The organism is Planosporangium thailandense, assembly GCF_011947195.1.
Lineage (GTDB): Bacteria > Actinomycetota > Actinomycetes > Mycobacteriales > Micromonosporaceae > Planosporangium > Planosporangium thailandense.
Genome location: NZ_JAATVY010000009.1, coordinates 72,401 through 96,287 on the forward strand (window position 1 = coordinate 72,401; position 23,887 = coordinate 96,287).

General features: G+C 73.3%; 22 protein-coding genes. 7 read left to right on the forward strand and 15 right to left on the reverse strand.

What is annotated here, in order from left to right; all coding sequences use genetic code 11:
• Positions 1-2: 2 nt before the first annotated feature.
• The 5 genes from HC031_RS32530 to HC031_RS15010 are packed head-to-tail and all read right to left on the reverse strand — an operon-like array spanning position 3 to position 5,782.
• On the reverse strand, positions 3-1,280 hold the full coding sequence (locus HC031_RS32530; RefSeq protein WP_205862762.1) for a PfkB family carbohydrate kinase: 1,278 nt from the start codon (positions 1,278-1,280) through the stop codon (positions 3-5).
• Entirely contained in the window at positions 1,277-2,008 is a 732-nt protein-coding gene (locus HC031_RS14995; protein WP_167925918.1) for a D-sedoheptulose-7-phosphate isomerase, read from the reverse strand. Before HC031_RS14995 ends, HC031_RS32530 begins: the two co-directional genes overlap by 4 nt.
• On the reverse strand, positions 2,005-3,240 hold the full coding sequence (locus HC031_RS15000; RefSeq protein ID WP_167926024.1) for a glycosyltransferase: 1,236 nt from the start codon (positions 3,238-3,240) through the stop codon (positions 2,005-2,007). The genes HC031_RS14995 and HC031_RS15000 overlap by 4 nt, the downstream gene beginning before the upstream one ends.
• 5 nt (positions 3,241-3,245) lie before the next feature.
• A complete protein-coding gene (locus HC031_RS15005) occupies positions 3,246-4,214 on the reverse strand; it encodes a glycosyltransferase (RefSeq protein ID WP_167925919.1) in 969 nt (322 codons plus the stop codon).
• Positions 4,211-5,782, reverse strand: a complete 1,572-nt coding sequence (locus tag HC031_RS15010) for an HAD-IIIA family hydrolase (protein WP_338090667.1) — start codon at positions 5,780-5,782, stop codon at positions 4,211-4,213. Before HC031_RS15010 ends, HC031_RS15005 begins: the two co-directional genes overlap by 4 nt.
• A 275-nt stretch (positions 5,783-6,057) precedes the next feature.
• Here HC031_RS15010 and HC031_RS15015 point away from each other — a divergent pair, with 275 nt between their 5' ends.
• Entirely contained in the window at positions 6,058-8,547 is a 2,490-nt protein-coding gene (locus HC031_RS15015) for a SpoIIE family protein phosphatase (RefSeq protein ID WP_167925920.1), read from the forward strand.
• 2 nt (positions 8,548-8,549) lie between these two features.
• Here HC031_RS15015 and HC031_RS15020 read toward each other — a convergent pair whose 3' ends face one another.
• Complete coding sequence (locus tag HC031_RS15020) at positions 8,550-9,038, reverse strand: TIGR00725 family protein (RefSeq protein WP_167926026.1); 489 nt, start codon at positions 9,036-9,038, stop codon at positions 8,550-8,552.
• A 125-nt stretch (positions 9,039-9,163) separates the two neighbouring features.
• On the opposite strand from HC031_RS15020, the gene HC031_RS15025 reads away from it, so the two are divergent.
• Together HC031_RS15025 and HC031_RS15030 are read left to right on the forward strand one after the other, a co-directional pair.
• Positions 9,164-9,400 carry a hypothetical protein gene (locus HC031_RS15025; protein ID WP_167925921.1) on the forward strand — a complete coding sequence of 79 codons (237 nt, stop codon included), beginning with the start codon at positions 9,164-9,166 and terminating at the stop codon, positions 9,398-9,400.
• A gap of 345 nt (positions 9,401-9,745) precedes the next feature.
• The gene (locus tag HC031_RS15030; protein ID WP_167925922.1) at positions 9,746-10,663 is read left to right on the forward strand and encodes a ribonuclease Z; all 918 of its coding nucleotides are present in this window, start codon (positions 9,746-9,748) and stop codon (positions 10,661-10,663) included.
• Here the strand turns inward: HC031_RS15030 and HC031_RS15035 are convergent.
• Genes HC031_RS15035 through HC031_RS15050 form a run of 4 tightly spaced genes read right to left on the reverse strand, consistent with a single transcriptional unit; the run spans position 10,650 to position 13,731 of the window.
• On the reverse strand, positions 10,650-11,282 hold the full coding sequence (locus HC031_RS15035) for an RlpA-like double-psi beta-barrel domain-containing protein (protein ID WP_205862763.1): 633 nt from the start codon (positions 11,280-11,282) through the stop codon (positions 10,650-10,652). The genes HC031_RS15030 and HC031_RS15035 overlap by 14 nt on opposite strands.
• A gap of 46 nt (positions 11,283-11,328) precedes the next feature.
• A complete protein-coding gene (locus HC031_RS15040) occupies positions 11,329-11,835 on the reverse strand; it encodes a hemerythrin domain-containing protein (RefSeq protein ID WP_167925923.1) in 507 nt (168 codons plus the stop codon).
• Positions 11,836-11,864: 29 nt separating this feature from the next.
• On the reverse strand, positions 11,865-13,121 hold the full coding sequence (gene ligD / locus HC031_RS15045; protein ID WP_167925924.1) for a non-homologous end-joining DNA ligase: 1,257 nt from the start codon (positions 13,119-13,121) through the stop codon (positions 11,865-11,867).
• 16 nt (positions 13,122-13,137) lie between these two features.
• The gene (locus HC031_RS15050; RefSeq protein ID WP_167925925.1) at positions 13,138-13,731 is read right to left on the reverse strand and encodes an AAA family ATPase; all 594 of its coding nucleotides are present in this window, start codon (positions 13,729-13,731) and stop codon (positions 13,138-13,140) included.
• A 172-nt stretch (positions 13,732-13,903) separates the two neighbouring features.
• On the opposite strand from HC031_RS15050, the gene HC031_RS15055 reads away from it, so the two are divergent.
• The 4 genes from HC031_RS15055 (at position 13,904) to HC031_RS15070 (ending at position 18,477) form a co-directional block, all read left to right on the forward strand.
• Positions 13,904-14,350 (forward strand): hypothetical protein, encoded by a 447-nt coding sequence (locus HC031_RS15055; protein WP_167925926.1) that lies wholly within the window; start codon positions 13,904-13,906, stop codon positions 14,348-14,350.
• Between the two features lie 121 nt (positions 14,351-14,471).
• Positions 14,472-15,107 (forward strand): hypothetical protein, encoded by a 636-nt coding sequence (locus HC031_RS15060; protein WP_167925927.1) that lies wholly within the window; start codon positions 14,472-14,474, stop codon positions 15,105-15,107.
• Between the two features lie 253 nt (positions 15,108-15,360).
• The gene (locus HC031_RS32535) at positions 15,361-17,484 is read left to right on the forward strand and encodes a DUF1996 domain-containing protein (protein ID WP_205862764.1); all 2,124 of its coding nucleotides are present in this window, start codon (positions 15,361-15,363) and stop codon (positions 17,482-17,484) included.
• 72 nt (positions 17,485-17,556) lie between these two features.
• Complete coding sequence (locus tag HC031_RS15070; protein WP_167925928.1) at positions 17,557-18,477, forward strand: carbohydrate kinase family protein; 921 nt, start codon at positions 17,557-17,559, stop codon at positions 18,475-18,477.
• A gap of 3 nt (positions 18,478-18,480) precedes the next feature.
• On the opposite strand, the gene HC031_RS15075 is transcribed toward HC031_RS15070, so the two are convergent.
• The 5 genes from HC031_RS15075 to HC031_RS15095 all read right to left on the reverse strand — a co-directional run bounded on the left by HC031_RS15075 (position 18,481) and on the right by HC031_RS15095 (position 23,878).
• Positions 18,481-19,956, reverse strand: coding sequence for a plasmid pRiA4b ORF-3 family protein (locus HC031_RS15075; protein ID WP_205862765.1), 1,476 nt, complete (start codon positions 19,954-19,956; stop codon positions 18,481-18,483).
• 30 nt (positions 19,957-19,986) lie between these two features.
• Positions 19,987-20,823, reverse strand: a complete 837-nt coding sequence (locus HC031_RS15080) for a serine hydrolase (RefSeq protein ID WP_338090678.1) — start codon at positions 20,821-20,823, stop codon at positions 19,987-19,989.
• 108 nt (positions 20,824-20,931) lie between these two features.
• Positions 20,932-22,275, reverse strand: coding sequence for an NADP-specific glutamate dehydrogenase (gdhA, locus tag HC031_RS15085; protein WP_167925931.1), 1,344 nt, complete (start codon positions 22,273-22,275; stop codon positions 20,932-20,934).
• Positions 22,276-22,620: 345 nt separating this feature from the next.
• Complete coding sequence (locus tag HC031_RS15090) at positions 22,621-23,028, reverse strand: VOC family protein (protein ID WP_167925932.1); 408 nt, start codon at positions 23,026-23,028, stop codon at positions 22,621-22,623.
• Positions 23,029-23,032: 4 nt separating this feature from the next.
• Positions 23,033-23,878, reverse strand: a complete 846-nt coding sequence (locus HC031_RS15095; RefSeq protein WP_167925933.1) for a helix-turn-helix domain-containing protein — start codon at positions 23,876-23,878, stop codon at positions 23,033-23,035.
• Positions 23,879-23,887: the final 9 nt, after the last annotated feature.

A 23,887-nucleotide genomic window follows, 5' to 3' on the forward strand; every position in this document is an offset into this window, starting at 1 on the left:
GCTCAAATGATCACCGCCGAGGCGGGATCGTTCGTGCGTTCGTGCAGCTCGGGGCAGAGCGAGAGCACTCCCCCGGCGGCGACGTACGCGGTTGCGGCGGTCACCGCGGTGGTGACGGCCTCGATGGTCGACGAGCCTTCCGACAGCGATGCGAGGGCCGCGCTGGCGAACCGGTCGCCGGCGCCGCAGCTGTCACCCTGTGCGCTGAACGGGGTGGGCACCAGCAGCGGTGGGTTCACGCCGTCGGAGAGGACCGCGCCCCGCTCGTCGAGCGTGACCACGACGGCGCCGGCTCCCCAGTACCGGCGCAGCCGCACGGCCATCCCGGCCGCCTGCGCGAGGTCGCTTGTCTTGGCGTCGCCGCGCACCGCATGGCCGTTGCCGTTGGCGTGTCCGGTACCGGAAGCGGCGTGCCCGTTGCCGGGAGCGGCGTGCCCGTTGCCGTTCGCACGGCCGTTGGTGTGCCCGTTGCCGGGAGCGGCGTGCCCGTTGCCGTTCGCACGGGCGTTGGCGTGCCCGTTACCGGAAGCGGGGTGCCCGTTGCCGTTCGCACGGCCGTTGTCGCCGACGTGCGCGTAGCCGCCGTCCGGCTGATACTGGTGCAGAGCCGCGATCAGCGGCCACTCCCCGCTCGGCGCGCCGCCCGGGTTGGCCGACGCGAAGCCGGCGGCCTCCGCGCGGTTCGGCGTCACCAGGCGGGTCGCGGGCACCGGCTGGCCGCCCCGCGGATGCGGATCCCAGACCAGCGGTACACAGTGGGCGCGCTCGGTCAGCGCGGCCCGGATCTGGGGGTGGGCGCACACACCCCGCCCGTAGTCGCTGGCGAGGATCGCGCCGGCGGACCGGATCGCCTCGATCGCCTCGGGCGGCGCGGTACCGATCTCACTCGGTCCGCTGCCCCGGTCGAGCCTCATCAACAGGTGCCCGCCGGCACGTAGCCGGATCTTCTCCGGGGTGGGGCCGAGCAGCGGCAGCTCGACCAGGCGTACGCCGGCGCGGGCGAGCAGCTCACGGATCCGGTCCCCGGCGCGGTCGGCGCTGACGGCGGCGACCAGCACCACCTCACGCGGGGTGCGGCGCGGCTCGGTGTGGCCCGGTGGGCCGCTCGCGGCCGCGGAGGCCGTGAACAGCGCGGCGAGCCCCGCGCCGCCGGGACGGTCGAGCACCTCGGTCTCGTCGAACACCGGCACCGGCGCCTCCGGGCACAGCCGCTCGACCCGCCCGAGCACCTCGCGGTCGAGCAGCACGTCGCCGACGACCACCAGGGGCGCCCGGCTCACCGCCGCGCTCCCCGGCCGATCCGCCGCCCGGCACGGATCTCGGTGGCGGGCAGCGCGGCTTCGATCTGCTCACAGAGCACATGCACGGCGACCAGATGCAGCTCCTGCGCGGTCTGCGAGTCGCAGGGGATCGCGAGTACGTCGTCGCAACACATTCCGAGGGGGTTGGGTAGGGGGCCGGTCATGGCCCAGGAGGTGATGTCGAGTTCCCGCGCGGCGGCCGCGGCCGCCAGCAGGTTCTTGCTGCGGCCGCTCGTCGAGATCAGCACGAGGACGTCGCCCGGCCGGCCGTGCGCCTGCACCTGCCGGGCGAAGACGTGCTCGTAGCCGTAGTCGTTGCCGATCGCGGTCAGGCTCGACGTCTCGGCGGAAAGGGCGATCGCCGAGTACGCCGGCCGGTCGTCACGCAGCTTGCCGACCAGCTCGGCCGACAGGTGCTGCGCCTCCGCGGCGCTGCCGCCGTTGCCGGCCACGAGCAGCCGGCCGCCCGCCACCAGTACCTCGGCCAGGTGCTCGCCCCAGCGCGCGAGCCGGGGCGCCTCGGCCCGGAACAGCTCCACGGCCTCGGCCAGCCGGTCCAGCTTCGCGTCGACCGTCGACCGTCGCCACACCGTGTCGAGCTGGCGGTCGACGGCCGGGTCGACGCCGAGTACGGCCGGTTTACCGTCGTGACCGTCGGCGTCGTCGGCGCTTCCACTACGTGATTCGTTACCGGACAACAAGGTCATGAGGAGACCTCCGTCAGCGCTCCACCGGCGGCGATCGGTTCACCGGTGACCGAGGCGTACACGCGCTCGATGTCGGCGGCGGTGCGTTCCCACGTGTACCGCGAGCGCACCCGGTCGACAGCGGCGCTCGCGTAGCTCATCCGGCGCACCTCGTCGCCGAGCACCGAGCGCAGCGCGGCCGCCAGCCGCCGGATGTCGCGCGGCGGCACCAGCACCCCGGTCACCCCGTCGATGACGCTTTCGGCGAGCCCGCCCACCGCGTACGCGACGACCGGCACGCCGCACGCCATCGCTTCCAGCGGGGTCAGGCCGAACGGCTCGTACCACGGGGCGCAGGCGACCACGTCGGCCGACCGGTACCAGTCCGCCATGTCCTCCTTCGGCACGCAGCCGACGATGCGGACCCGGTCGGCGACGCCGCGCTTCTCCGCCAGCCGCCGCAGCTGGGTCACCATCGGCTCGCGGTCCAGCTCGCCCGGCTGCGGCCCGCCCAACAGCACCAGCTCGGCCTCGGGCACCAGGTACAGCGCCTGGATCAGGTCGGCGAAGCCCTTGCGTTCGACCATCCGCCCGACACTCAGGATCCGCGGCCGCCCACCCGGGGAGCGCTCCGCGCGCGGGCCGGTCGGGCTGAACCGGTCGGTGTTGACGCCGCTGGGCACGATCTGGATCGACGCCCGCGGGATCCCCATCCGGCCCAGCTCCTCGACCTCTTCGGAGCATTGGGCGATGATCCGGTCGGCCAGGTGGCCCAGCTCGCGCTCCAGGCCCAGCCGGGTGTCCGGGCTGGTGTCCTTGGACCCCTGGTAGCGGCGCTTGATCGAGCCCAGCGCGTGGTAGGTGACCACGACCGGGATGCGGCTGGAGGAGGTCGCGGTGAGCGCCGCGAGGCCGCTCATCCAGAAGTGTGCGTGTACGACGTCGGGTGTGAAGTCCGGCGCGGTCCAGCGCGTCGCCATCCAGCGGCCGAACTCGCCCATGAACGGCAGCAGGTCGTCCTTGGGTACGAACGTGGCCGGCCCGGCCGGCACGTGCTCGACCAGGACCCCGTCGACGAACGGGACCACGTCGGGCAGGTCGGGATCGTCACGGCGGGTGTACACACGTACCTCGTGGCCACGGTTGGCGAGGGCGATCGCCAACTCGGCCACGTGCGTGTTCTGCCCTCCCGAGTCGACACCCCCGATCGCCGCCAGCGGACTGGCGTGCTCGGAAACCATCGCAATCCGCAGTCGCGTCACGAAGTTACCTCCTTCAGTAGCGCGTCCCAGTCGGCAAGAAATCGAGCCAGGCCGTACCTCTTCTGAGCGGCACGGCGGGCCACCTCACCGCAGCGGCGGGCAGCGTCGACGTCGGACGCGAGCCACCGGGCTCCCTCCACCAGCTCATCGACATTGGTTGACAGCACCCCCGCCCCCGGGGGCACGGCCATGACCGTTTCGGTCGTGGCCAGTACGACCACCGGCGCGCCGCAACTCATCGCCTCCAGCAGCGACAGCCCGAGCGAGGTCCAGCGGTGCGGGTGCAGGTACACCCGGCGCCGCGCGATCTCGGCGTGCATCGTCGCCTGCGGCGGATCGTCGACGACCGCCATCCGGTCGTCGGGCAGGCCCAGGCGCTCGGGCAGCCCGGTCACCTTCATGCCGTAAACGTCGACCGGCGCCACCTGGGTGAAGTGCGGCAGCAGGTCGGTGCCGGTCACCCGCCACCGCCGGATGGGCTCGTTGATCGCCGTCGCGATCCGCCGCAGCTCACCGGTCCAGATGGCGCCCGGATCCGGGATGCCGTGCTCGATGACCTCGGTACGGGTCGAGCCGTTGTCCCAGATCAGCTTGTTGTAGTGGGTGACGTGGACGAGCGTGACGTCGTCGCGGTCGGCCATCGGGTGGCGGTTGTTCGGCACGTCGCCCTGCTTGGGGGTGTTGTGCTCGACGAAGACGACCGGGACGTCGACGCCCGGCCGGCGACGCAGCCAGCGCTCCGCCAACTGCCACTCCTCCGGACGCTGCATCAGCACCACGTCCACGTCGGCGTGCGCCAGCGCCTCGGGTGACACCTCCCGCACGTTGTCGGGCCACGGGTACGTGCGCGCCCGACCGAGCCCGTACGGTCCCCGGTCCGGCGTCGTGGGCACGAGATAGTCGTGTCCACCCTGGACGAACGCTGTCGTCCAGGCGCCGTGCACGTGCCAGAGCAGGATCCTCAAACTCCACCGCCATTCCGTGCAGCATCACAGCGTGCTGTCAGGGCCTCCACCGCGGCGACCAGGTCTGCGGTCGCCACCTCGGACAGACAGGGGTGGCCGGGTACGGGGCACACCGCCGCGCGGGTGTCACGGCACGGGGCGTGCGCGTTGCCCAGCCGCCGGACCGGCACGCCGTACGGGTGCCAGCGCTCGTACGGCACGGTCGGGGCGAACAGGCTCACCACCGGGGTGCCGACGGCGGCGGCCAGGTGCGCCGGGCCGGTGTTGGCCACGACGACGCAGCGAGCCCGCTCGAGGACTGCCGCGAGCTGTGCCAGCGTGGTCCGGCCGCCGAGGTCCAGCCCCGCGTCCGCGGCGACGTAGCGGGTCAGGTCCCGTTCGCTCGGCGCGCCGGTGACGACGACCCGGTGACCGGCGGCGGCCAGCGCGGCCACGAAGTCGCGGCAGCGCTCCGGCGGGCAGGCGCGCGCGGGCACGCTCGCGCCCGGGTGGACGACGACGTAGTCGTCGGGAAGCTCCTCCTCGACGGTGGGCAGCGGACGCCGGAGACGCAACCGCCCGTCGTCGCCGGGCGGCAGCGCGAAGCCGGCGGCGCCCGCCAGCGACAGCGCCCGCTCGGCCTCCGGCAGGTTGTCGTCGAGGCCGCGGTGGCGTACGTCGAGCAGCGAGCCCGGGTAGTCCTCGGAGATCGCCGCGACGTACGGCACGCCGGCCAGGCGCAGCAGCAGCGCGAGCGGCAACGGGGACTGGTGGAACGAGGTGAAGATGACGGCCTTGTCGAACTGCCGGGCCTCGATGTCCTTGACCAGCGCGTCGATCTCGGAACTGTCGACCGGTGGCGGCTGCGGGTCGATCCACGGCACCCGCCAGTCGATGAGGTCGTCGACGCCGGGTAACAGGCGGGCCGCGTCGAGTCCGCGCGGCCCGCAGAGCAGTGTCGTGTACGACGCGCCGGCCGCCACCGCCCGGATGGCCGGTCCGGTGACCAGTACGTCGCCGACGGAGTCGCAGCGGGCGACGAGCACGCGTGGCCGGTGTGGCGACGCGGCGAGGATCCAGTCGACGGCGCCGGCGAGATCGGTGGCCACGACGGGCGCGGCGGCGATCTCCTCGGCCCGGGTCACGGGCGTCGGCACCAGTACGGTGGCGGCGCCGGCGGCCAGGCCGGCGGTGACGTCGGCGCCGATGTCGCCGATCATCACGCAGCGCTCGATCGGCACGCCGAGCGCGGCGGCGGCGGACCGGATCATGCCGGGGGCCGGCTTGCGGCAGTCGCAGGCCTCATCGGGGCCGTGCGGGCAGTAGTGCCAGGTGTCGAAGGGGCCGAGAAGCTCCTCGATCCGCGCGTTGACCCGCCGTACCTGCTCGTGGGTGAGCAGTCCGCGGGCGATCCCGGACTGGTTGCTGACCACGCCCAGGCGCAGCCCGGCGGCCCGCAGCCGGTCGAGCGCCTCCCGGGCGCCCGGTACCGGCCGTACCTGGTCGGGGTCGCCGTTGTAGGGCACGTCCAGAACCAACGTGCCGTCCCGGTCGAGGAGCGCTGCCGCGAAGCCTTGGCTCTGCAACACCCGACCCCCGCTCCCCGCCTGAAGTGCATACTTACGGCTAGCGCGACCCCCCGGGCCGCGCCTGATCGATGCCGACTACCTGTGCCGATGCACTACCCGCTGGCCGGTGCGGTAAACATCAATTCGGCGCGGGCGGCGGCGCCGGGCGCGTACCGACTGGTCGCGTCACCGGGCAGTGCGCTGTTACGGCGTTCGCGCGCCGATGAGGCACGATTGGTGGCCGCGGGCGGGCCCGCGAGCGGGCGACAGCGCCCGACGGACGGCCCGGTGCAGCCGTGGTGACCAGCGAGCGAACATGGGGGCGGGACCAGATGCGGGAGCGGCCGGACGAGCAGTGGCGCGACGCCGCCGGGCGGCGGGTGCCGGCCGGCGAAGCCCGCGTGCCGGAGCCGACGGAGGCCCCGGAGCCGGCGGGGGCGCTCGAGCCGGCGGAGGCGCTCGCCGCCGTCGTGGCGAAGCTGCGTACGGAGCTTGCGGGTGTCCGGACCGCGATGCGCAACCGGGCGGTGATCGAGCAGGCCAAGGGGGTCCTCGTCGAGCGGCTCGGCGTGACGCCCGACGAGGGCTTCGACCACCTGAAGCGGCTGTCCCAGCGCGCCAACGTCAAACTGGTCGAGGTCGCCGCGACGATCGTCGGCGCCACCTCCCCGGATCCGCGGGCCGCCCCGGTGACCGAGATCACCGACGAGCAGCTGCGCGCCCGCGCCGGCCGGTCCCGCGGCCGCAGCGACCCGGCCGCGGGCCGCCGGCCCAACCGGCCGGCCGCACGGAGCGCCCTGCAGGCCCAGCACCAGCTCATCAGCGCACGGATCGCCGCGTCGACGACGTTCGACGAGGCGGCCGAGGTCGTCGGCGCCGCCGAGGCGGGCTGGCCGCCGCCCGCAGCCGTGGTCATCACACTGCGGGAGCCGACCGGGGCGCACCGGTTCGTCGGCGGGTACGGGCCGGGCCTGCCGCACCGCGGCGGCTGGCAGCCGGTCCCGCCGCCGCTCGACACCGCGATCGCGGAAGCGACCAGGGACGGCGCGCCGTTGCTGGTCACCGACGACGGGAGGACCTCGGCCGCCTTCGCCGCGCCGCTGCTCGACGGTGAGCGGGTGATCGGCGCGCTCTGCCTGTCCTGGCCGGAACCGGTCGACCTGGACGCCGACACCCGCCGCTACCTGTCCGCGCTCGCCACGCCCGTCGCGAGCAAGGCGGTCGAACTCGCCGAGGAGCTGCCGCCGGAGGCGGGTGCCACCGGCGGGCCGGCCGACCCGGCGGCCTGGCTGCCGATCGTCGGGGAGACGGTGCCCGACCCCGTCGCGCTGCTGGCACCGGTACACGAGGACGGGCGGGTGGTCGACTTCCGGGTCGAGTACGCCAACGCGGCGGCGACGCGGCGGATCTCCCCCACCCGGATCGGCAACAATCCCACGCTGCTCACCATCTATCCCCGGCTCGGCAGCGAGCTGCTGCTCCCCCGCTTCGTCGAGCTGCTGCGCACCGGCCGGCCGCAGCGCCTCGGGCCGGTACGGCTGCGGTCGGCCACCGGCGACGGCGCGCCGACGACCCGGTTCCTGAGTGCGCACGCCAGCCTGGTCGGCGACCGGGTGGTCCTCGCCTGGCGGGTACACGACGAGGCCGAGCTGGTCCACGCCCAGCTGCTCGACGCCGAACGGATCGCCCGGATCGGCTCGTTCCGCTGGGAGCTGGACCGGGCCGAGCCGTACTGCTCGCCGCAGCTGTACCGGATGTTCCACGGCGACGAGCGGCCGCGTCCGATCGCGGTGGACGAGCTGTCCGGGTGCGTGTACTCCGACGACCTGCCGGCCGTCGAGGACGCCGTGCGCCGCACGCTGGTCGGCGGCGAGCAGCTGAGCTGGGAGTTCCGGGGGGCCGACCGGTTGGCCGGACGCCGGCTGCGGATCGTCGCCGAGCCGGAGCTCGACGGGACGGGCGCGGTCACGGCGATCCGGGGCACGGTCCAGGACGTCACCGAGGAACGTGCCATCGCCGACCGGCTGCGCCTGGCCGAGGAGGCGCTGACCGCGCAGCGCCTGCGGGTCGACGCGGAGCTGCGCGCGGCGCAGTCGCTGCACCGGGCGCTGATGCCGAGCGAGCCGGAGCTGGGGGCCACGGAGGGGCTGTGGGTCACCGGCCGCACGCGCTCCTCCCGCGGCGGCACCCGCGTCGACGGCAACTGGTACGACGCCTGCGCGCTGCCCGAGGGAGTCAGCCTGCTGGTGGTCGGGGACGTGGCCGGCACCGGGCTCGCGGCCATGACGACGGCGGCCCGGCTGCGGTACGCGATCCGCGCCTACGCCGCGCTGGACATGTCGCCGGGCCAGCTCCTCGCCTCGGTCAACACCCTGCTCTGCGCGCTGGAGCCGGAGCGCACCGCGACCCTGATGGTCGCCCGCTACGAGGCGAAGGAGCGCCGGCTGCGCTGGGCGGCGGCCGGGCAGGCGGCGCCGGTGCGCTACCGCCGGGACGGCGGGGCCGAACTGCTGCCGGGCCAGCTGGGGCTGCCGGTGGGCGTGCTGGCGGAGGCGACGTACTCCGACGCCACCGTCGACGTGGCGCCCGGTGACCGGCTGCTGCTGTACACCGACAGCCTCGTCGGCGCGCGCGGCACCGACCTGGTGAGCGCGCTCGACGTGCTGCTCGGTGCGGGCGCGCACGCCGGCCGCGACGACGTCGAGGCGGTCGTGTCCCATGTGGTCGGTTCGCTGCACGTCGGCGCGGACGCCGACATGGGCGCGATGCTGGTGCGGGTCGCCTGACCTCAGCCCAGCGCCAGGCGTACGGCCTCCTCGGGGCTGTCGGCCCACAGCACGCCGGCGAGCGGTCGGCCGGCGGCGTCGAGGACGCGCCACCCGCCGAGCGCGACCACGGGTACGCCGCCGCGCCGCATTGCCAGCGCCAACTCGCTGAGCGTGCCCCAGGAGCCGCCGACGACGATGACCGCGTCGGCGGACTGGACGAGGACCGCGTTGCGCGCCTCGCCCAGGTTGGTGACGACCGCTGCTGACAGGTACGGGTTCGCGTCGGTCCGGTCCGCCCCCGGCAGTACGCCGACGACCAGCCCGCCCGCGCGGCTGGCGCCGGCGGCGACCGCGGCCATGACGCCGGCCCCGCCGCCGCACAGCACGACCGCGCCCCGGTCGGCCAGCAGGGCGCCGATCCGCTCGGCGGCGGTCGCCTCCGCCGCCGTGCAGTCGGCCGGGCCGCAGACCGCCACCTGTACGCGTGGGCCGTTCTCGGGAGCCGCCACTACCACGATCGACCACCCCGCCCACGGCTGACATGCCGACACGTCGAGAGCGACTCGGTAGCGAAACGGTTGTACCGCACCGCTCGATCTTGCACCGAATGCACCATTCACTATCGTCGGGAACCATGGACAAAGTGGCCGCGGTCACGATGGACCGCATATCGTTATCCCCATATGAAAGCCAGGTCGCGCAGCGCCTGCAGTACGTGGTCGCCCAGGTGATGACCACGCATGCCGGCGCGCCCCAGGACGACGTCGTGCGGGTGCTCACCGAGCGGCTGCGCGGAATGGGCATCAACCCCAACCCGCGGGAGATCAGCCAGATCGCCGAGTCGATCGCCCAGCTGCCGAAATCCCGATGACCTCGCCGTCGGCGTACCCGGTGAGCTCCTCGAGGCTCGACACGTGCGCCGCGACGGCTGACGGCTCCGCGGAAGCGGCCGCGTGAGGCACGCGCTTCCAAGATCCGGGCAAAGAGTCACTCTTTGCTGGCTCAGCACCGCGGATGACGGCAATAAGTCACTTCTTGTGCGGCAAGTCACTTCTTGTGCGGCCGCGTCACCGATGGCGTGAAACCCGCCCTGCACGCCCCCCGCCGACGCGGGCCACGCCCGCGGCGCGCAGGTAGAGCCGCGGGTCCAGTTTTCCACAATCGACATCCTCGGCCCCGACCATCCGGTCGCGGGCCGAACGCGTACGGTCAGCCGGTGTCCGTCCGTGAGCTGGTCGTCCTCGGCACCGGCAGCCAGGTGCCCACCCGCCATCGCAACCACAACGGCTACCTGCTGCGCTGGGACGGCGAAGGGCTGCTGTTCGACCCGGGCGAGGGCACGCAGCGGCAGATGCTCTTCGCCGGCGTCTCCGCGAACGCGGTCACCCGGATCTGCCTGACCCATTTCCACGGCGACCACTGCCTCGGGGTGCCCGGCGTGGTGCAGCGGCTGTCCCTGGACCAGGTGCGGCACCCCGTCCGCGCGCACTACCCGGCCTCCGGGCGGGACTACTTCGCGCGGCTGCGCCACGCGAGCGTCTACCACGAGACCGCCGACCTGCGGGAGGAGCCGGTGTCGGGCGCGGAGTCGCTCGTCGCGACCGGTGACTTCGGCCGGCTGGAGGCCCGCCGCCTCGACCACCTCGTCGAGTCGTACGGGTACCGGCTGGTCGAGCCGGACGGGCGGCGGCTGCTGCCGGAGCGGCTGGCGGCGGCCGGCATCAGCGGCCCCCGGGTCGGCGAGCTCCAGCGGCGCGGCTCCCTCGATGGGATCGAGCTGGCCGACGTCAGCGAGGTGCGGCGGGGACAGCGGTTCGCGTTCGTCATGGACACCCGGCTGTGCGACGCCGTCTACGCCCTCGCCGAGGGGGCCGACCTGCTGGTCATCGAGTCGACCTTCCTGCACGCCGACGCCGCGCTCGCCGCCGAGTACGGGCACCTCACCGCCGCGCAGGCCGGACGCGTGGCGGCCGAGTCGGGGGTACGCCGGCTGGTCCTGACCCACTTCTCGCAGCGCTACACCGAGCCGGAGCGGTTCGCGGCGGAAGCGGCCGAGGCGTTCTCCGGCGAGGTGGTGGTGGCCGCCGACCTGGACCGGATCGCGGTCCCACCGCGCCGGCTCAGCCGAGGCTGAGCGCGGCGCCCACGAGCGTCGTGTACCAGGGCCCGTCGGTGAAGCCCGGCCCGGTCTCCTCGCCGATGTACAGGTCGATGTGCCGCCTGCCGCCGAGGCCGGGGGTGAACTCGTCGGTGATCGTCCAGTGGGCGCCGCGCAGCTTCGCGCACACGTCGGCCGGCGGCGCCGACCCATCGTCGACACGGCCGCAGTCGGCGATCGTGAACCGGGTGCCCGCCTTGAGGACGTCGGGGTCGGCCGCCGCCGACGCGAAGGGGCGCAGCGGCCGGCCGGCGGTGTCGCGCGGCGCGTCGTCGAGCCAGTACCCGGTGTCGTACGACCAGTTGAGGTACCGGCCGGCGGTGGTGCGGCCGGTGCCCTCGTCCCGGACGGCGGTGACGAAGTCGGCCGGGTACGTGCCGAGGTCGGAGCTGCCGTGCCGGCAGTCCAGGCGCGGGCATCCGGTGACCCGGGCGCCCGGCCCGGAGTGGTACTTCTCGACGGCCGTGTAGTAGACCGTCACCGTCCAGCCGGCGCTGCGCCCCTGCGTGGGCGCGGAGGCGGGCGCGGGCGGCCGGTCCGCACACGCCACCAACGCGGTCAGCGCCATCACCAGAAACCACAGCCGCAGCAGCACCTGGAGATCATCACACCGGCGCGCCGCCCGGGTGGCGGGTTCGGCGTCACTCGTTGGCGTGGATGTACCGCTCCGGGTCCTTGTCCCGGACCCGCAGCCCCATACCGCAGGGGTGCTCGCCGTAGAAGCGCAGCCACCGTGCCCCCAGCTCGGCGCGCAGTTCGAGGCTGGCGTGCTTGCGGAAGTCCGGCAGCGCCTCGTCCTCCTCCTCGGCGAGGTGCTCGCTGTTTTCGGTACGGGCCTGCCACACGGCGGCCCACCACTGGTCGGAGCCGACGGAGTGCTTCCTCGACTCGACGATCGCGTCCCGGATCTTGTTGTGGTCGCGGATCGCGTCTTCGGTCTCGTCCTCGGCGTCCGCGGGATCGCCGCGCTTGAGCAGGTGGGGGTAGAGGATCGCCTCCTCCGCCTCGGCGTGGATCTCGAGGTGGGCGGCCAACGGCTCCCACAGCGCCCGCAGCGCGTCGACGTCGTCCCCGGCGTCGTCGAGTCGGGCGAAGCCGCGGCGGAAGGCGTGGTGGTCGTCGAGGATCAGCGCGGTGATGTCGTCCATGACCGGTACCTACCACCGCCGACCCGTTTCTATTCATCGCCCTCTCCGCGCTTCCACGGATCGAAGTCGACCTCGAGCGCCTCCTGGGGTGGCCGCTCCGCCTCGGGGACGTGGCGCAGGTTGAGCCGGATGCGCGTCCAGGTGCTGCTACGGCCGCGCATCGAGTCGACGAGCACATCGGCCGGTTCGAGATAGGCCCAGACCTTCGGGTACCGGGCCTTCCAGCGCTCCAGGCCGGCGAGCGCCTCGTCCTTGCGGGCCGCCCGCGCGATCTCGATCAGCGGCGCGCTCGGCTGGCGGCGGCCGGGTGCCCGGGTGGGCCGGCCGGCCAGGCTGGCCTGGTGCGGCGGCAGCGGCGCGTCGTCGAGCCCCGCCGCCTTGTGCCGCGCCGCGAGGTCGAGCAGCGCGTCGAGGGAGCCGGCCGTGCCGTCGATCCCCTCCCACGGGTCGCCGACGCGGGCGTACCGGTCGGGCACGGTGTCCACGGTGAAAGCGGCTGGGTCGCAGTCGGGGACCTCGTCCCAGCTCAACGGCGTGGAAACCCGCCCGTCGGGGGTGGGCCGCACCGAGTACGCCGAGGTTGTGGTGCGGTCCTTGGCGTTCTGGTTGAAGTCGACGAAGACGCCGTGCCGCTCCTCCTTCCACCACCGGCTGGTCGCCAGGTCGGGTACGCGCTGCTCGATGTCGCGCGCGAGCGCGACGGCGGCCCGGCGGACCTCGGCGAACGTCCACCGCCGCTGGATACGGGCGTACACGTGCATGCCGCGCGAGCCGGACGTCTTCGGCCAGCCGGTCAGGCCCACGTCGGCGAGGGCCGCCCGGGCCACCAGCGCCACCCGCCGCACGTCGTCCCAGCTCACCCCGGGTACGGGATCGAGGTCGACGCGCAGCTCGTCGGGGTGGGAGAGGTCGTCGGCGCGGACCGGGTGCGGGTGGAGATCCACGCAGCCCAGGTTGACCACCCAGGCGAGCTGCCCGGCGTCGCGTACCACGATCTCCTCGGCGGTACGGCCCGACGGGAAGCGCAGCTCGACGGTCTCGATCCAGTCGGGGCGGGTCTGCGGCGCCCGCTTCTGGAAGAACGCCTCACCCTCGACGCCGTTGACGTACCGCTTGAGCGCCATCGGCCGGTCCCCGACGCCGCGTAGCGCGCCATCGGCGACCGCCAGGTAGTACCGGACCAGGTCGAGCTTGGTGCGGCCGGTCTGCGGAAAGAAGACCTTGTCGGGGTTGGTGACGGTCACCTCCCGGCCGGCGACCTCCAGGATCTCCTTACGGGCTGCCATACCCGGACGGTACACGTCACACCCGCGCCTCCAGACCCACGACGAGCAGCGGCGACGGACAGAGGTGCCGCCGCCGCGGCCGCCCGCCCGGCGGGACCCGCTCGGCCGCGGCCAGGTGGACCGGTACGTCGTCGACGCCGGTCGCCGCGAACTCCAGGACGTCGGCGCTGGCCTCGTCGACCCACTGGAGGTCGTCCACGACGACGAGCAGCGGGCGGGCCCGCGCGAGCGCCCGCCACAGGGCGACCAGCGCGCGCCGCACCTCGGCCGGCTCGACGCCGTCCCCGGCGCCCGCCGCCACCGCGGCCAGCAGTCGCCGGCCCGCCGCCGGTACCTGGTCGAACTGCTCGGGCGTCACCCGGCTCAACAAGTCCGCCAGGGCCGCGTACCGGGTACCCGCGCCGCGCTCGGCCGGGGTGCACCGCAGAACGCGCGACCGGGCCGCCGTGGCGGCGAGGGCGGCGAGCGCCGTGGACTTGCGCGCCCCGCTCGGTCCGTACAGCAGCACGCTGCCCCCGGAGCGCAGCCACTCCCCCGCGGTACGCAGCCGCTGCCGGCGGCTGTCGAGCCACTGGTCACGGTCGGTCTCGGAAGAAGCCTGTGGCGTCACAGTCACAGTCTCGTCGCGCTGAGTGCAGATCGGTCGGAGAACCCCCCGAAAGCGGTACCCCAACCAGCCATCTACCGGCAGAATCGCCATAAGTCGCGTCGACGTTCATCTCTTCGTACGCTGATATTGATCTGGGCTAAGGGACCGGCCGAGGACACGCAGCGAGGTGACGATGACGACCGTGGTTGTCGCAGTATCGGCGGTGGATGCGGTGGAATCCCCGGCCGAAGCGGCGACCGCGCTCGCCGACCTGGCCGTCGATCACGAGGTCGCGATGGTGTACGGGTACGACCCGGCGACGCCGTTCCGGCTGCACCGGTTGCTGCACGCCCTGCGTACCCGCCTGCCCCGGTTCCGGTTCGTGGCGGTGTTCGTCGACCCGCACCCGGACACCCGCCCGGTCGACTGCGACCTCCTGGGCGAGCTGGTGAACGACGGCGCGTTCGCGCTGGCCGTCGTACCCGCCCCGGATCCGACGGCGACGGCCGCGGCGGTCGCCGCGTGCCTGGCGGCGAACGCGGTGCTGCGGCTCGAGCACGACCGCGCGCGCGGCGTCCTGCTGCGGACCCTCGGCGAGCCGACCTCCCGACAGACCCTCGGCGAGCCGACCTCCCGATAGAACGAGGCAACCTCCCGATAGAACCCGCGAACACCGACAACGATCGGCGACGATGTGGGGAGTATTTCGTCGACCGTGGTCCGCCGCGTCGTGCGCGCCGGGCCGGGGAGGACAGGTCACCGTGCCCACCGAAGTCACGACGGTCCTGCTGGCCGGGTTCGTCGCGCTCGCCGTCACCACCGGCATCGGCGCGCTGATGTGGGATCAGATCCGCCGGGAACGCCAGCGGGAACTGGTCGCGGTGGGCCTGGCCCGCTCCCTCGAGCTGCACCGGACCCGGCTGGCGTCGTACCCGGCGGCCTTCGAGGCGATGGAGCCGCTGTCGACGCAGAACCGCGCCGTGCAGACCCCGGAGACAGCCGGCGCGGTGGCGCAGCGGCTGAACGTCTGGCTGTACTCGGTCGGCGGAATGTGCGCGGACGCCACCACGCGCGGCGCGCTCCTCGGCCTACGCGACAGCTGCGCCCGCTGGGCGGGCGTCGGGCAGCGGCCGCCCCAGCTGTACGAGTTCCGCAACCTCGCCGTCGCGTTCCTGCGCCACGACCTCGATTTGTCCGAACTGGACGCATCGGAGATCCGCCGCAACGTGACCCTGCTCGGCCGGTTGCGCGACGACCTGGACGCACTGGACAACCGGGCGGGCGACACGGGTTCCCGCCTGGACGCCGGCACCGCCGCCGGGTCGAGCTCGGCGGCCGGATCGGGCCCGGCGGCCGACGATCCACCGGGCCCGGCCTGGCTATCCGCGGGCATCTGAAATCCCGCTTAAATCTTCCTTGTATTTATCTCAGGCGATCGTCTAGATTCATCGCCGTAAATCAGCCACGCACCCCGTCAACCAGCAAAGACGCGCGATCGAACCGAGCCATGAAGATCAACTCGCGCTATTCCGCCTCGCTTGCACGGCCGTGATACTGCTCCTCGACGAAGCGCGGTGGCGCCGCTTCCCGACCATCGGAGCGGGCCCGCGACGTCACCTGGAGCGTCCCGACGAGCGGGGTGATGAGCACGTGAACAAGCGGGCACGCCCGGCCGGTTCGACCCGGGTACGCCCGGCCGACCCGACCCGGGCACGCCACGCCCACGCCGGTCGCACCGGCACGAGGCGGGCGCTCCATGCGCGTACCCGGCGGGCGCTGCACGCGGGCACGAGGCGGGCGCTCCACGCCCCTTCGAAGCTGGCGCGTCGCGCCCGTTCGACGCGGGCCGGTCGCGCCCTGTCGCGGCGGAAGCGGCTGCTCGGGGCGGCGATGGGGCTGGTCCTCGCGGCGGGGTTCGCCGCCGGCATCCGGAGCGCCGCGGCGACGGAAAACATCGATCCCGCGCTGCAGGCCCTCATCTCGCGACTGCCCGACCGCCATGCCGCCGGTGACCGGAGCGGACCGTTCGCCGACGACTTCGTCCGCATCACCGACGTTCCCGCGAACGCCCGCACCGGCCGCGCCGATCGAGGCCCGTCCACCGGCACCTTCGTCTCGGTCTGCGGCAACAACGCGAACGGCCACCGCAACGCGGACGACTTCATCGTCGCTCCCGGCGTGCGCGGTGGCGCGCACCAGGCGCAGGACTACGTCGGCAACGTCTCGACCGATCGCGCGTCGACGGACGACAGCCTCGCCGCCGCCGACACGACCTGCAAAGGCGGGGACAGGTCCGCCTACTTCTGGCCGGTGCTGCGCGCCCTGGGCGGGGCGGGCCAGGACGGCGCCTCCCCCGGCGCCGACCCCGACCGCAACACCGGCAGGATCCTGCGGCCCTCCTCGGTGCGGCTGGAGTTCCGCGGAAACGCCACGAGCACCGTACGGGCGATGCCGAAGTTCCTGCGCGCGCTGACCGGGAACGACCGGGCCACGTGGACGTGCACCGGGTTCGAGGACCGGACCACCGACCGGTACCCCGTCTGCCCCGGCGGCAGCCGGGTCGAGCGCATCCTCGACTTCCCCGGCTGCTGGGACGGCCACCACACCGACAGCCCCGACCACCGCTCGCACCTCGTCTTCCCCGAGGGCGACGGGTCCTGCCGGCAGAACACGGTCGCGGTGCCGCAACTGCGGGCGGTCCTCACGTACGACGTGCCGGCGAACTCGCTGTTCGCCCTGGACACCGCCCCCGACCGCAAGCACGACCCGCGCACCGACCACGCCGACTTCGCAAACGTCATGCCGAACTCCCTGATGAGGCTGGCCGTCGACTGCATCAACAACGGCCGTACCTGCGATGCGGACGGGCCGGTCCGGGTCGACCCCGCCCGCAGCGCACGCGGCGGCTCCGCTGACGCGTCCCGGGACGCACGCCGCAACCGGCCGGACCGGTCGGCGCCGGCCGCGCCCGCGCGTCAGCAGCCGCCCCAGACCCAGCCACCGGCCCAGACTCCACCGCCGGCCCAGACTCCACCGCCGGCCCAGCCTGACCGGGTTACGCCACCGGCGAAGCCGGCCGGTACACCGGGCACCGGGTCGCCCACCCACGCGCCACCGAACGCGGCCGGCGCGGCGCACGCGGCGACGGGACCGGGCAACGGGAACGGGAACGGGAACGGCCAGGGCAACGGGAACGGGAACGGGAACGGGAACGGCCAGGGCAACGGGAACGGCAACGGGAACGGCAACGGCAATGCCAACGCCCAGGGCAACGGCAACGGGAACGCGCAGGGTGGCGCCCCCGCCGCCGGCCTCGGTGATCTCCTCGGCCGCCTGCTGGGCGCGCTGCCGCTGCCGTTCGGGGGCCCCGGAAAGCCCGGCGACGCTCCGCCGGCCGGTGATGCGGCGTCGCCCTCGGACGCGCCGCCGGGACAGGTCGACGCCGCCGGGCGCCAGGTTGTCGAGCCTCCACTGGCCGACGCGCCACAGCGGGCCGGAACCGTCGGCGACGCGCCACCCGCGCCGAACGCCGCGGGCGGCACGCCGCCCGCCGGTACACCGAACCGAACCGCGACCGGCGCCCCGGCAGCGGCCGGCGGACGGCCGGCGGCCGTGGCAGCCGGGGAGCCCGTGGCCGGCCGGACGGCACCGTCGGCGAAGAGCAACCGGACGACGCTGTACGCCATCGGCGGGGTCGCCGTCCTCGCGCTCGTCGTCTGGTTCGGTCTGCTGATGCTGCGGCGCCGACGCCTTGTCGCGCCGGATGCTGGCTGAACGGCCGTGATCGGTGAAGACTCTCGTTAGCGAGGACGGACCCGTCTTCACTGATCCTGGCTGGAGGCCGGCATGTTCGTGGTGTGCGGAGAGGCGCTGATCGACCTCGTACCCGCAGGTCCCACCACCTGGCGCTCGGCGTACGGTGGCGGCCCGGCCAACACGGCCGTCGCGCTGGCCCGCCTCGGCACACCGGTCGCGCTGGCCTGCCGCCTGTCCGGCGACAACTTCGGGCGGCAACTGCGCCAGCACCTCGCCGAGAACGGGGTCGACCTCCGGCTGGCCGTCGCGGCCGGCGAGCCCACCACCCTCGCCGTCGTCGCCCTCGATGAACGCGGGCGCGCCGAGTACCAGTTCTACGTCGACGGCACCGCCGACTGGCAGTGGTCACCGGACGAGCTTCCGGGCGCGCTGCCGCCGGGTACCCGTGGCGTACACGTCGGGTCGCTCGCGAGCATCCTGGAGCCGGGCGCCGGGGTACTGCGCGAATGGGTCACCGCCCACCGCGACGACGCCGTGGTCGTCTACGACGTCAACGTCCGCACCGCGCTGCTCGGCGACCGGGAGGCCTACCTCCGCTCGGTCGGCGGGTGGCTCACCGCCGCCCACGTCGTGAAGGCCAGCGACGACGACCTGGCCTGGCTGTACCCGGACCGGGCCCCGCTCGACGTGGCGCGGGACTGGCTCGACGAGCACGATCTCTCGCTCGTACTGGTCACCGCCGGCCCGGACGGGGCGATCGCCGTACCGCGCGGCCAGGAGCCGCTGCACGTACCGGGGATCGATGTCGACGTGGTCGACACCGTCGGCGCCGGGGACACGTTCACGGCCGCCTTCCTCCACCGTGTCGATCTCCGGTCCGGCGGGTTCGACCGGTCGAGCCTGGCGTCGGCGATGCGGTTCGCGGTCGCGGCGGCGGCGCTGGCCTGTACCCGTGCCGGTGCGCAGCCGCCCACCCTCGACGAGGTGGAGAAGCTCCTCGCCGCCCAGTAGCGATCAGCCCTTGACGGGTACGACCGCGAGCACCGACAGCGCCTCGTTCACCTCGTCGAGGTCGAACCCGTCGCCGGCGGACGGGAGGGCCCGCCGACCGGCCACGCAGCGCGGGTACGCCACGCCCGGCTCGGCGGCCAGCACCGCCTCGACGAGGATCTCGTGCTGCCCGCCGTCGCCGGTGCCGTACGTGTAGCGGATGAGGTCGCGTACGCGCGGCGCCACGTCCGCCAGCCGTGCCGACTGCGCACTCCGGTGTCCCCGCCTGCGGTCGGCGACGCCGTACGTTCCGGCCGGTGTCCCGAACACCCAGGTGCAACCGTGCTCCCAGCCGAACGCCGACCGGATCGCGCCGTGCAGGCGACGCAGGGTCATGTCGGACGGCACCTCCAGCCGGCGCCAGACCGGTGGCCGCACACCCCGCAACGTGATCTTCACACGGTGCACGGTCGGGGCCGAGCCTCCGCGCGAAGGGCCACTCGTCGCGGTGCCGGCCCCGGGCAGCAGCGCCGTCCGCAACCGCAGCAGCTCCAGGTAGTCCCGGACGTCCTCGACCTGGTCGGGGCCGACCGGGCAGGGTGGCGCGGCGAGCGCGCGGTCGAGGATGGTGCGGGCCTCGCCGGGGTCATAGTCACGCACGTGCAGCCCGTACCGCTCGGCCGCGCGCTGGTAGTCCGCGCGCACCAGGTCCGGGTCATCGGTCGGCCAGCAGTCCCTGACCCCGCCGGCACGTTCGTGATCGATCAGTACGGCCAGGGCGTGCCGCTTGCGGCCGTACGCGAAGGTCACCACGAGGGCCTGCTGGGCGCCTTCGGCGTCGGTGTACCCGAAGCAGGGGCCGACCGCGGGCGCGCCGAGCCCTCGCACCCACGGCGGGTCCGGCACGCCGCTGACCGCGAGGTCGTCCGCGGCCTTCGCGGCCGTCGGCCGGCACTGTGGCGGCCCGACCACCGCGAGGACCCGCAGCATGGCCAGCGCCGCCGGTCCGCCGTGCTCGTGCGCCTGCGAGATCAGGCTCGACAGCAGTTCAGGTACGTCGTCACCGGCCGCCTCGCGCACCATCGCGAGGAACTCGAGCCCGGTCAGCTCCGCGCGCCACTGGTCGCAGCCCCGCTTGAGCAGCGGCTTCCACGTCGAGATCAACCCGGCCGTGGACTCTTCCCGCGACACCAGCAGCCCGGCCTCGACCAGGCGCTCCAGCAGCTTCTCCGTGCCGCCGGGCCGGTCGAGCGCCCGCAGCAGCTCGTCCTCCTGTACGCCGGCGGCAGCCAGCATCTCCAGCAGGTTGGCCAGGTCGCCGTCGTCGGGCGGTGGAAGGTCGTTGACCGTCGTGCGGTCGTTGACCGTCGTGCGGTCGCTGGACGTCGTGCGGCCGGCGTCGCCGGTGGGCCTGGTACGCCGGTTTCTGGCCACGAGGGTCATCGTGCCACGCGTCAGCGCGTCCGGCACATCATGATCCTGGAGGGTCCGCGGGGTCATGGGCCCGCAAACTCTCCAGGATCATGGAAGTTACTTGGTCATGAGCTGGGTGGCGACGGACCGGCACACCGCGCCCCCGTGCGCGAAGCCCAGGGATCCGGGGTAGCGCAGCATCACGGCGAGCACCCAGCCGTCACCGATCGCCAGACAGTTGACGTGCCAGAGCCCGTCGTCGTCGCGCAGCAGCCAGCCGTTCTTCATGGCCGTCGAGGCTGCGACGTCGGCGGGTAGCGCCTCGATGATGCCGAAACGGCCGTCCCCGCGTACGTGGCGCATCTCGTCCAGGATCCACCGCGTCCATTTCGGGCCGGCTGCCCGGCCGTCGGCGATGCAGGCGCCCATCCGTACCGCGTCGGGAGCGGTCATCACGGTGTTGCTCCACAGGCCCGGCACCGCGCTGGTGCCGGTCAGCCCGCAGATGCGGATCAGCCGCTGGATCGAGGCGGTGCTGCCGTTGAGGCGGTAGACGCGTTCGGCCGCGTCGTTGTCGCTGTCGCGGATCATGATGCTGAGGTCGCGCATCCGGGCCGCGGTCGGCTTCTCGCCGCGCTGCGCCGCCTGACGCAGGTAGTCGGACGCCAGCCACGCCTTCACCATGGACGCGGTGTCGCTGGTCGCGGTCGGGTTGTCCGAGCCGCTCACCTTCCCCGTCTTCGTGTTGAGCAGGGCCCACGAGTGGAAACCGGGCGTCGAGAAGGCGACCGGGCGCGGTCGCAGCAGCGGCTGCGGTCCGGCGGCCTCGGCGGCGGCGTCGGACGCCAGTCGGGCGGGGGTCGACGAGATCGGGACCAGCCGGTACGGCGAGATCAGCGCGAACAGCAGCAGACCCACGGTCACCGCCGCGCCGACGATGGCCGCCACCGGCATTCGCACCGTCGCCCTCCTCCTTCGTCCGCCGCCATCCGGTGGTACGTAGGAGATCGGCGCACGGTTCGAGACCGTGCGCCGATGACGGGTGTGGGTGCTGAGGTCGGGTCAGATGAGGCCCTGCGCGAGCATCGCCTCGGCGACCCGCCGGAAGCCGTCGATGTTGGCGCCCGCGACATAGTTGCCCGGCATCCCGTACTCCTCGGCCGTGGCGTAGCACCGGGCGTGGATGTCGCTCATGATCTCTTGGAGCTTCTGCTCCGACTGCAGGAACGTCCACGAGTCACGGCTGGCGTTCTGCTGCATCTCCAGCGCGCTGGCGGCCACTCCCCCGGCGTTGGCGGCCTTGCCCGGCGCGAACCGTACGCCGGCCTCACCGAACAGCCGGACCGCCTCCGGCGTGGTGGGCATGTTGGCACCCTCGACCACCAGGACGCAGCCGCCCTTCACGAGCGTGACCGCGTCCTCGGCGCTGATCTCGTTCTGCGTGGCGCAGGGGACGGCCACGTCGCACGGCACCTCCCACACGCTGCCGCCCGCCACGAAGGTGGCGTGTGGCCGCGACTGGACGTAGTCACCGAGCCGGCCCCGCTCCACCTCCTTGATCCGCTTGAGCAGCTCGACGTCGATCCCCTTCTCGTCGAGCAGGTAGCCGGACGAGTCGGAGCAGGCCACCGCCACGCCGCCGAGCTGCTGCACCTTCTCGATCGCGTAGATCGCGACGTTGCCCGAGCCGGAGACGACGATCCGCTTGCCGTCCAGGCTGTCCCCGGCGGCGCGCAGCATCTCCTGGGCGAAGAAGACACAGCCGTACCCGGTGGCTTCGCGGCGCACCTGCGCGCCCCCGTACGCCAGGCCCTTTCCGGTCAGTACGCCGGCGTCGTACCTGTTGGTGATGCGCCGGTACTGTCCGAACAGAAAGCCGATCTCCCGGCCGCCGACGCCGATGTCACCGGCCGGCACGTCGGTGGTCTCCCCGATGTGGCGGTGCAGCTCGGTCATGAACGACTGGCAGAAGCGCATCACCTCCCGATCCGAGCGGCCCTTGGGGTCGAAATCCGACCCGCCCTTGCCGCCGCCGATCGGCATGCCGGTCAACGCGTTCTTGAAGATCTGCTCGAACCCGAGGAACTTGACGATGCCCAGGTAGACCGAGGGGTGGAAGCGCAGGCCACCCTTGTACGGGCCCAGCGCGCTGTTGAACTCCACCCGGAAGCCCCGGTTGATGTGCACCACGCCGCGGTCGTCCTCCCACGGCACGCGAAAGATGATCTGCCGCTCCGGCTCGCAGATCCGCTCGACGATCTTCGCTTCGGCGTACTCGGGGTGTCTGGCCAGCGCCGGCTCGACGCTCTCGAGTACCTCGCGCACCGCCTGATGGAACTCCACCTCGCCGGGGTTGCGCGCTACGACGCGGTCGAAGATCGACTCGAGCTTCTCGCTTATGGCCACACGGTCCTCCGTAAGGGGCACAACAGGTCCGCGATATCCCGCGGCGGCACGATCGACGGCGAGCGGGTGCTGGTTCCATCCCCGACGATACCGGTGGATCATAGTTCACGCCGCGTAACCGTCGCGCACCCGCACATCAGTGACACCGGCACCGGCACCACCTTCCATCCAGCCACCGGCCGTCCGCCGCTCTCGCGAAGTTGGGTACGCACGGTGACCATGGACGGTTCGAACCGACCGACCTGCCCTGGCCGGCACCCGCCGGATCGTCGAGAAGATCTGGGACTACCACCTACCTGTCGCGGCGCGCCGGGAGGGACCCCACTCTGCCGCTCCTAACAGCGTTCATTCACCCGCGTACGTGCCGAAGCTCCAGTAGACGCCCTCGGGGTCGCGGACGGTGAAGCCCCGCGAACCGTAGTCCTCGTCGGCCAGCCCCTTCACGACGGTCGCGCCGGCCGCCACGGCCCGGGCGAACAGGGCGTCGGGTTCGTCGGGTGCGTCGGGTGCGTCGGTGACGACGTACACCGAGCCGACACCGGCGGGCAGGTCGGCGAGCACACTGTCGGGACGCGCGCTGCCGAGCATGACGCCGCCCCCGGCCGGCCAGCGCAGCTCGGCATGCGCGACAACATCGTCGTCGCCGTGGACGGCGGTCTCCTCGAAGCCGAACGCGTCGACGAGAAACCGGATGGCGGCGCGCGCGTCGGCGTACCGCAACGCGGGCCATACATTGGTCTGCTTGTCGGTCATGACGTCAGCCTGCCGGATCCGGACCGCTGGTGTCTTGTACAAATGTGAGCTCGTCGTCGGCGAGCCAGGTCGACGGCGCCACGCCCGCGAACTCCCGCCACTCTCGCACGAGGTGCGGCTGGTCGTAGTACCCGCACAGGGCGGCGACCCGGGCGAGCGTCGGCCGGCCGGGAGCGCGCAGCAGCCGCTTGGCCCGGTCGAAGCGGGCCACCCGCGCCGCCTCCTTCGGGCTCAACCCGAACTCGGCCGTGAACCGGGCGGTGAGATGCCGCCGGCTCCACCCGATCTCGGCGGCGAGGTCACCGACCCGCGTCGTACCGCCGGAGCCGACCGTGCGACGCCAGAGGTGCTCGAGGATCGGCGAGGCCGGCGCGGCCCGGTCGGTGCGCCGCGACAGCACCTCGTCGAGCACCGCGAACCGGCGCGGCCAGTCGACGGTCACCGCCATCCGCTCACGGAGCTCACGTGCGCCCGACCCCAGCAGCTCCTCCAGGCCGACGACGGCTGCCGCCACGCCGGCGGCCGGCAACCCGAGCAGGGCACGCGCTCCGGCGGGCGTGAGATCCAGCTGTACGCCGAACTGGTCGCCGTCGTGGGGCAACAGCACCGGCCTCGTGTGCAGCCCTCCGACGAGGGCGGCATGGCCGACCGGCGGCCGACCGGCGTCCATCGCGACCAGGGTGGGTTCGCCGAGGCTGACGACGACGGTGAGGTGGGGCGACGGCAGCCCCAGGTGCGTGCCCGGCCGGAACCCGGCGTACCGGTAGCCCAGGTACCGGCGCACGAACGGGCGCAACGCCGCGGCTGGCTGCCCGACGGCGGCGTCCACGGTGCCGGCTGCGCCCGTCACGCAAACGAT

Coding starts and splice junctions, on each gene's coding strand:
- HC031_RS14995 (WP_167925918.1), bottom strand. CDS start 2,008: ATGACCTTGTTGTCCGGTAACGAATCACGTAGTGGAAGCGCCGACGAC.
- HC031_RS15025 (WP_167925921.1), top strand. CDS start 9,164: ATGGACAAAGTGGCCGCGGTCACGATGGACCGCATATCGTTATCCCCA.
- HC031_RS15040 (WP_167925923.1), bottom strand. CDS start 11,835: ATGGACGACATCACCGCGCTGATCCTCGACGACCACCACGCCTTCCGC.
- ligD (WP_167925924.1), bottom strand. CDS start 13,121: ATGGCAGCCCGTAAGGAGATCCTGGAGGTCGCCGGCCGGGAGGTGACC.
- HC031_RS15055 (WP_167925926.1), top strand. CDS start 13,904: ATGACGACCGTGGTTGTCGCAGTATCGGCGGTGGATGCGGTGGAATCC.
- HC031_RS15070 (WP_167925928.1), top strand. CDS start 17,557: ATGTTCGTGGTGTGCGGAGAGGCGCTGATCGACCTCGTACCCGCAGGT.
- HC031_RS15075 (WP_205862765.1), bottom strand. CDS start 19,956: ATGACCCCGCGGACCCTCCAGGATCATGATGTGCCGGACGCGCTGACG.
- HC031_RS15080 (WP_338090678.1), bottom strand. CDS start 20,823: ATGCCGGTGGCGGCCATCGTCGGCGCGGCGGTGACCGTGGGTCTGCTG.
- HC031_RS15090 (WP_167925932.1), bottom strand. CDS start 23,028: ATGACCGACAAGCAGACCAATGTATGGCCCGCGTTGCGGTACGCCGAC.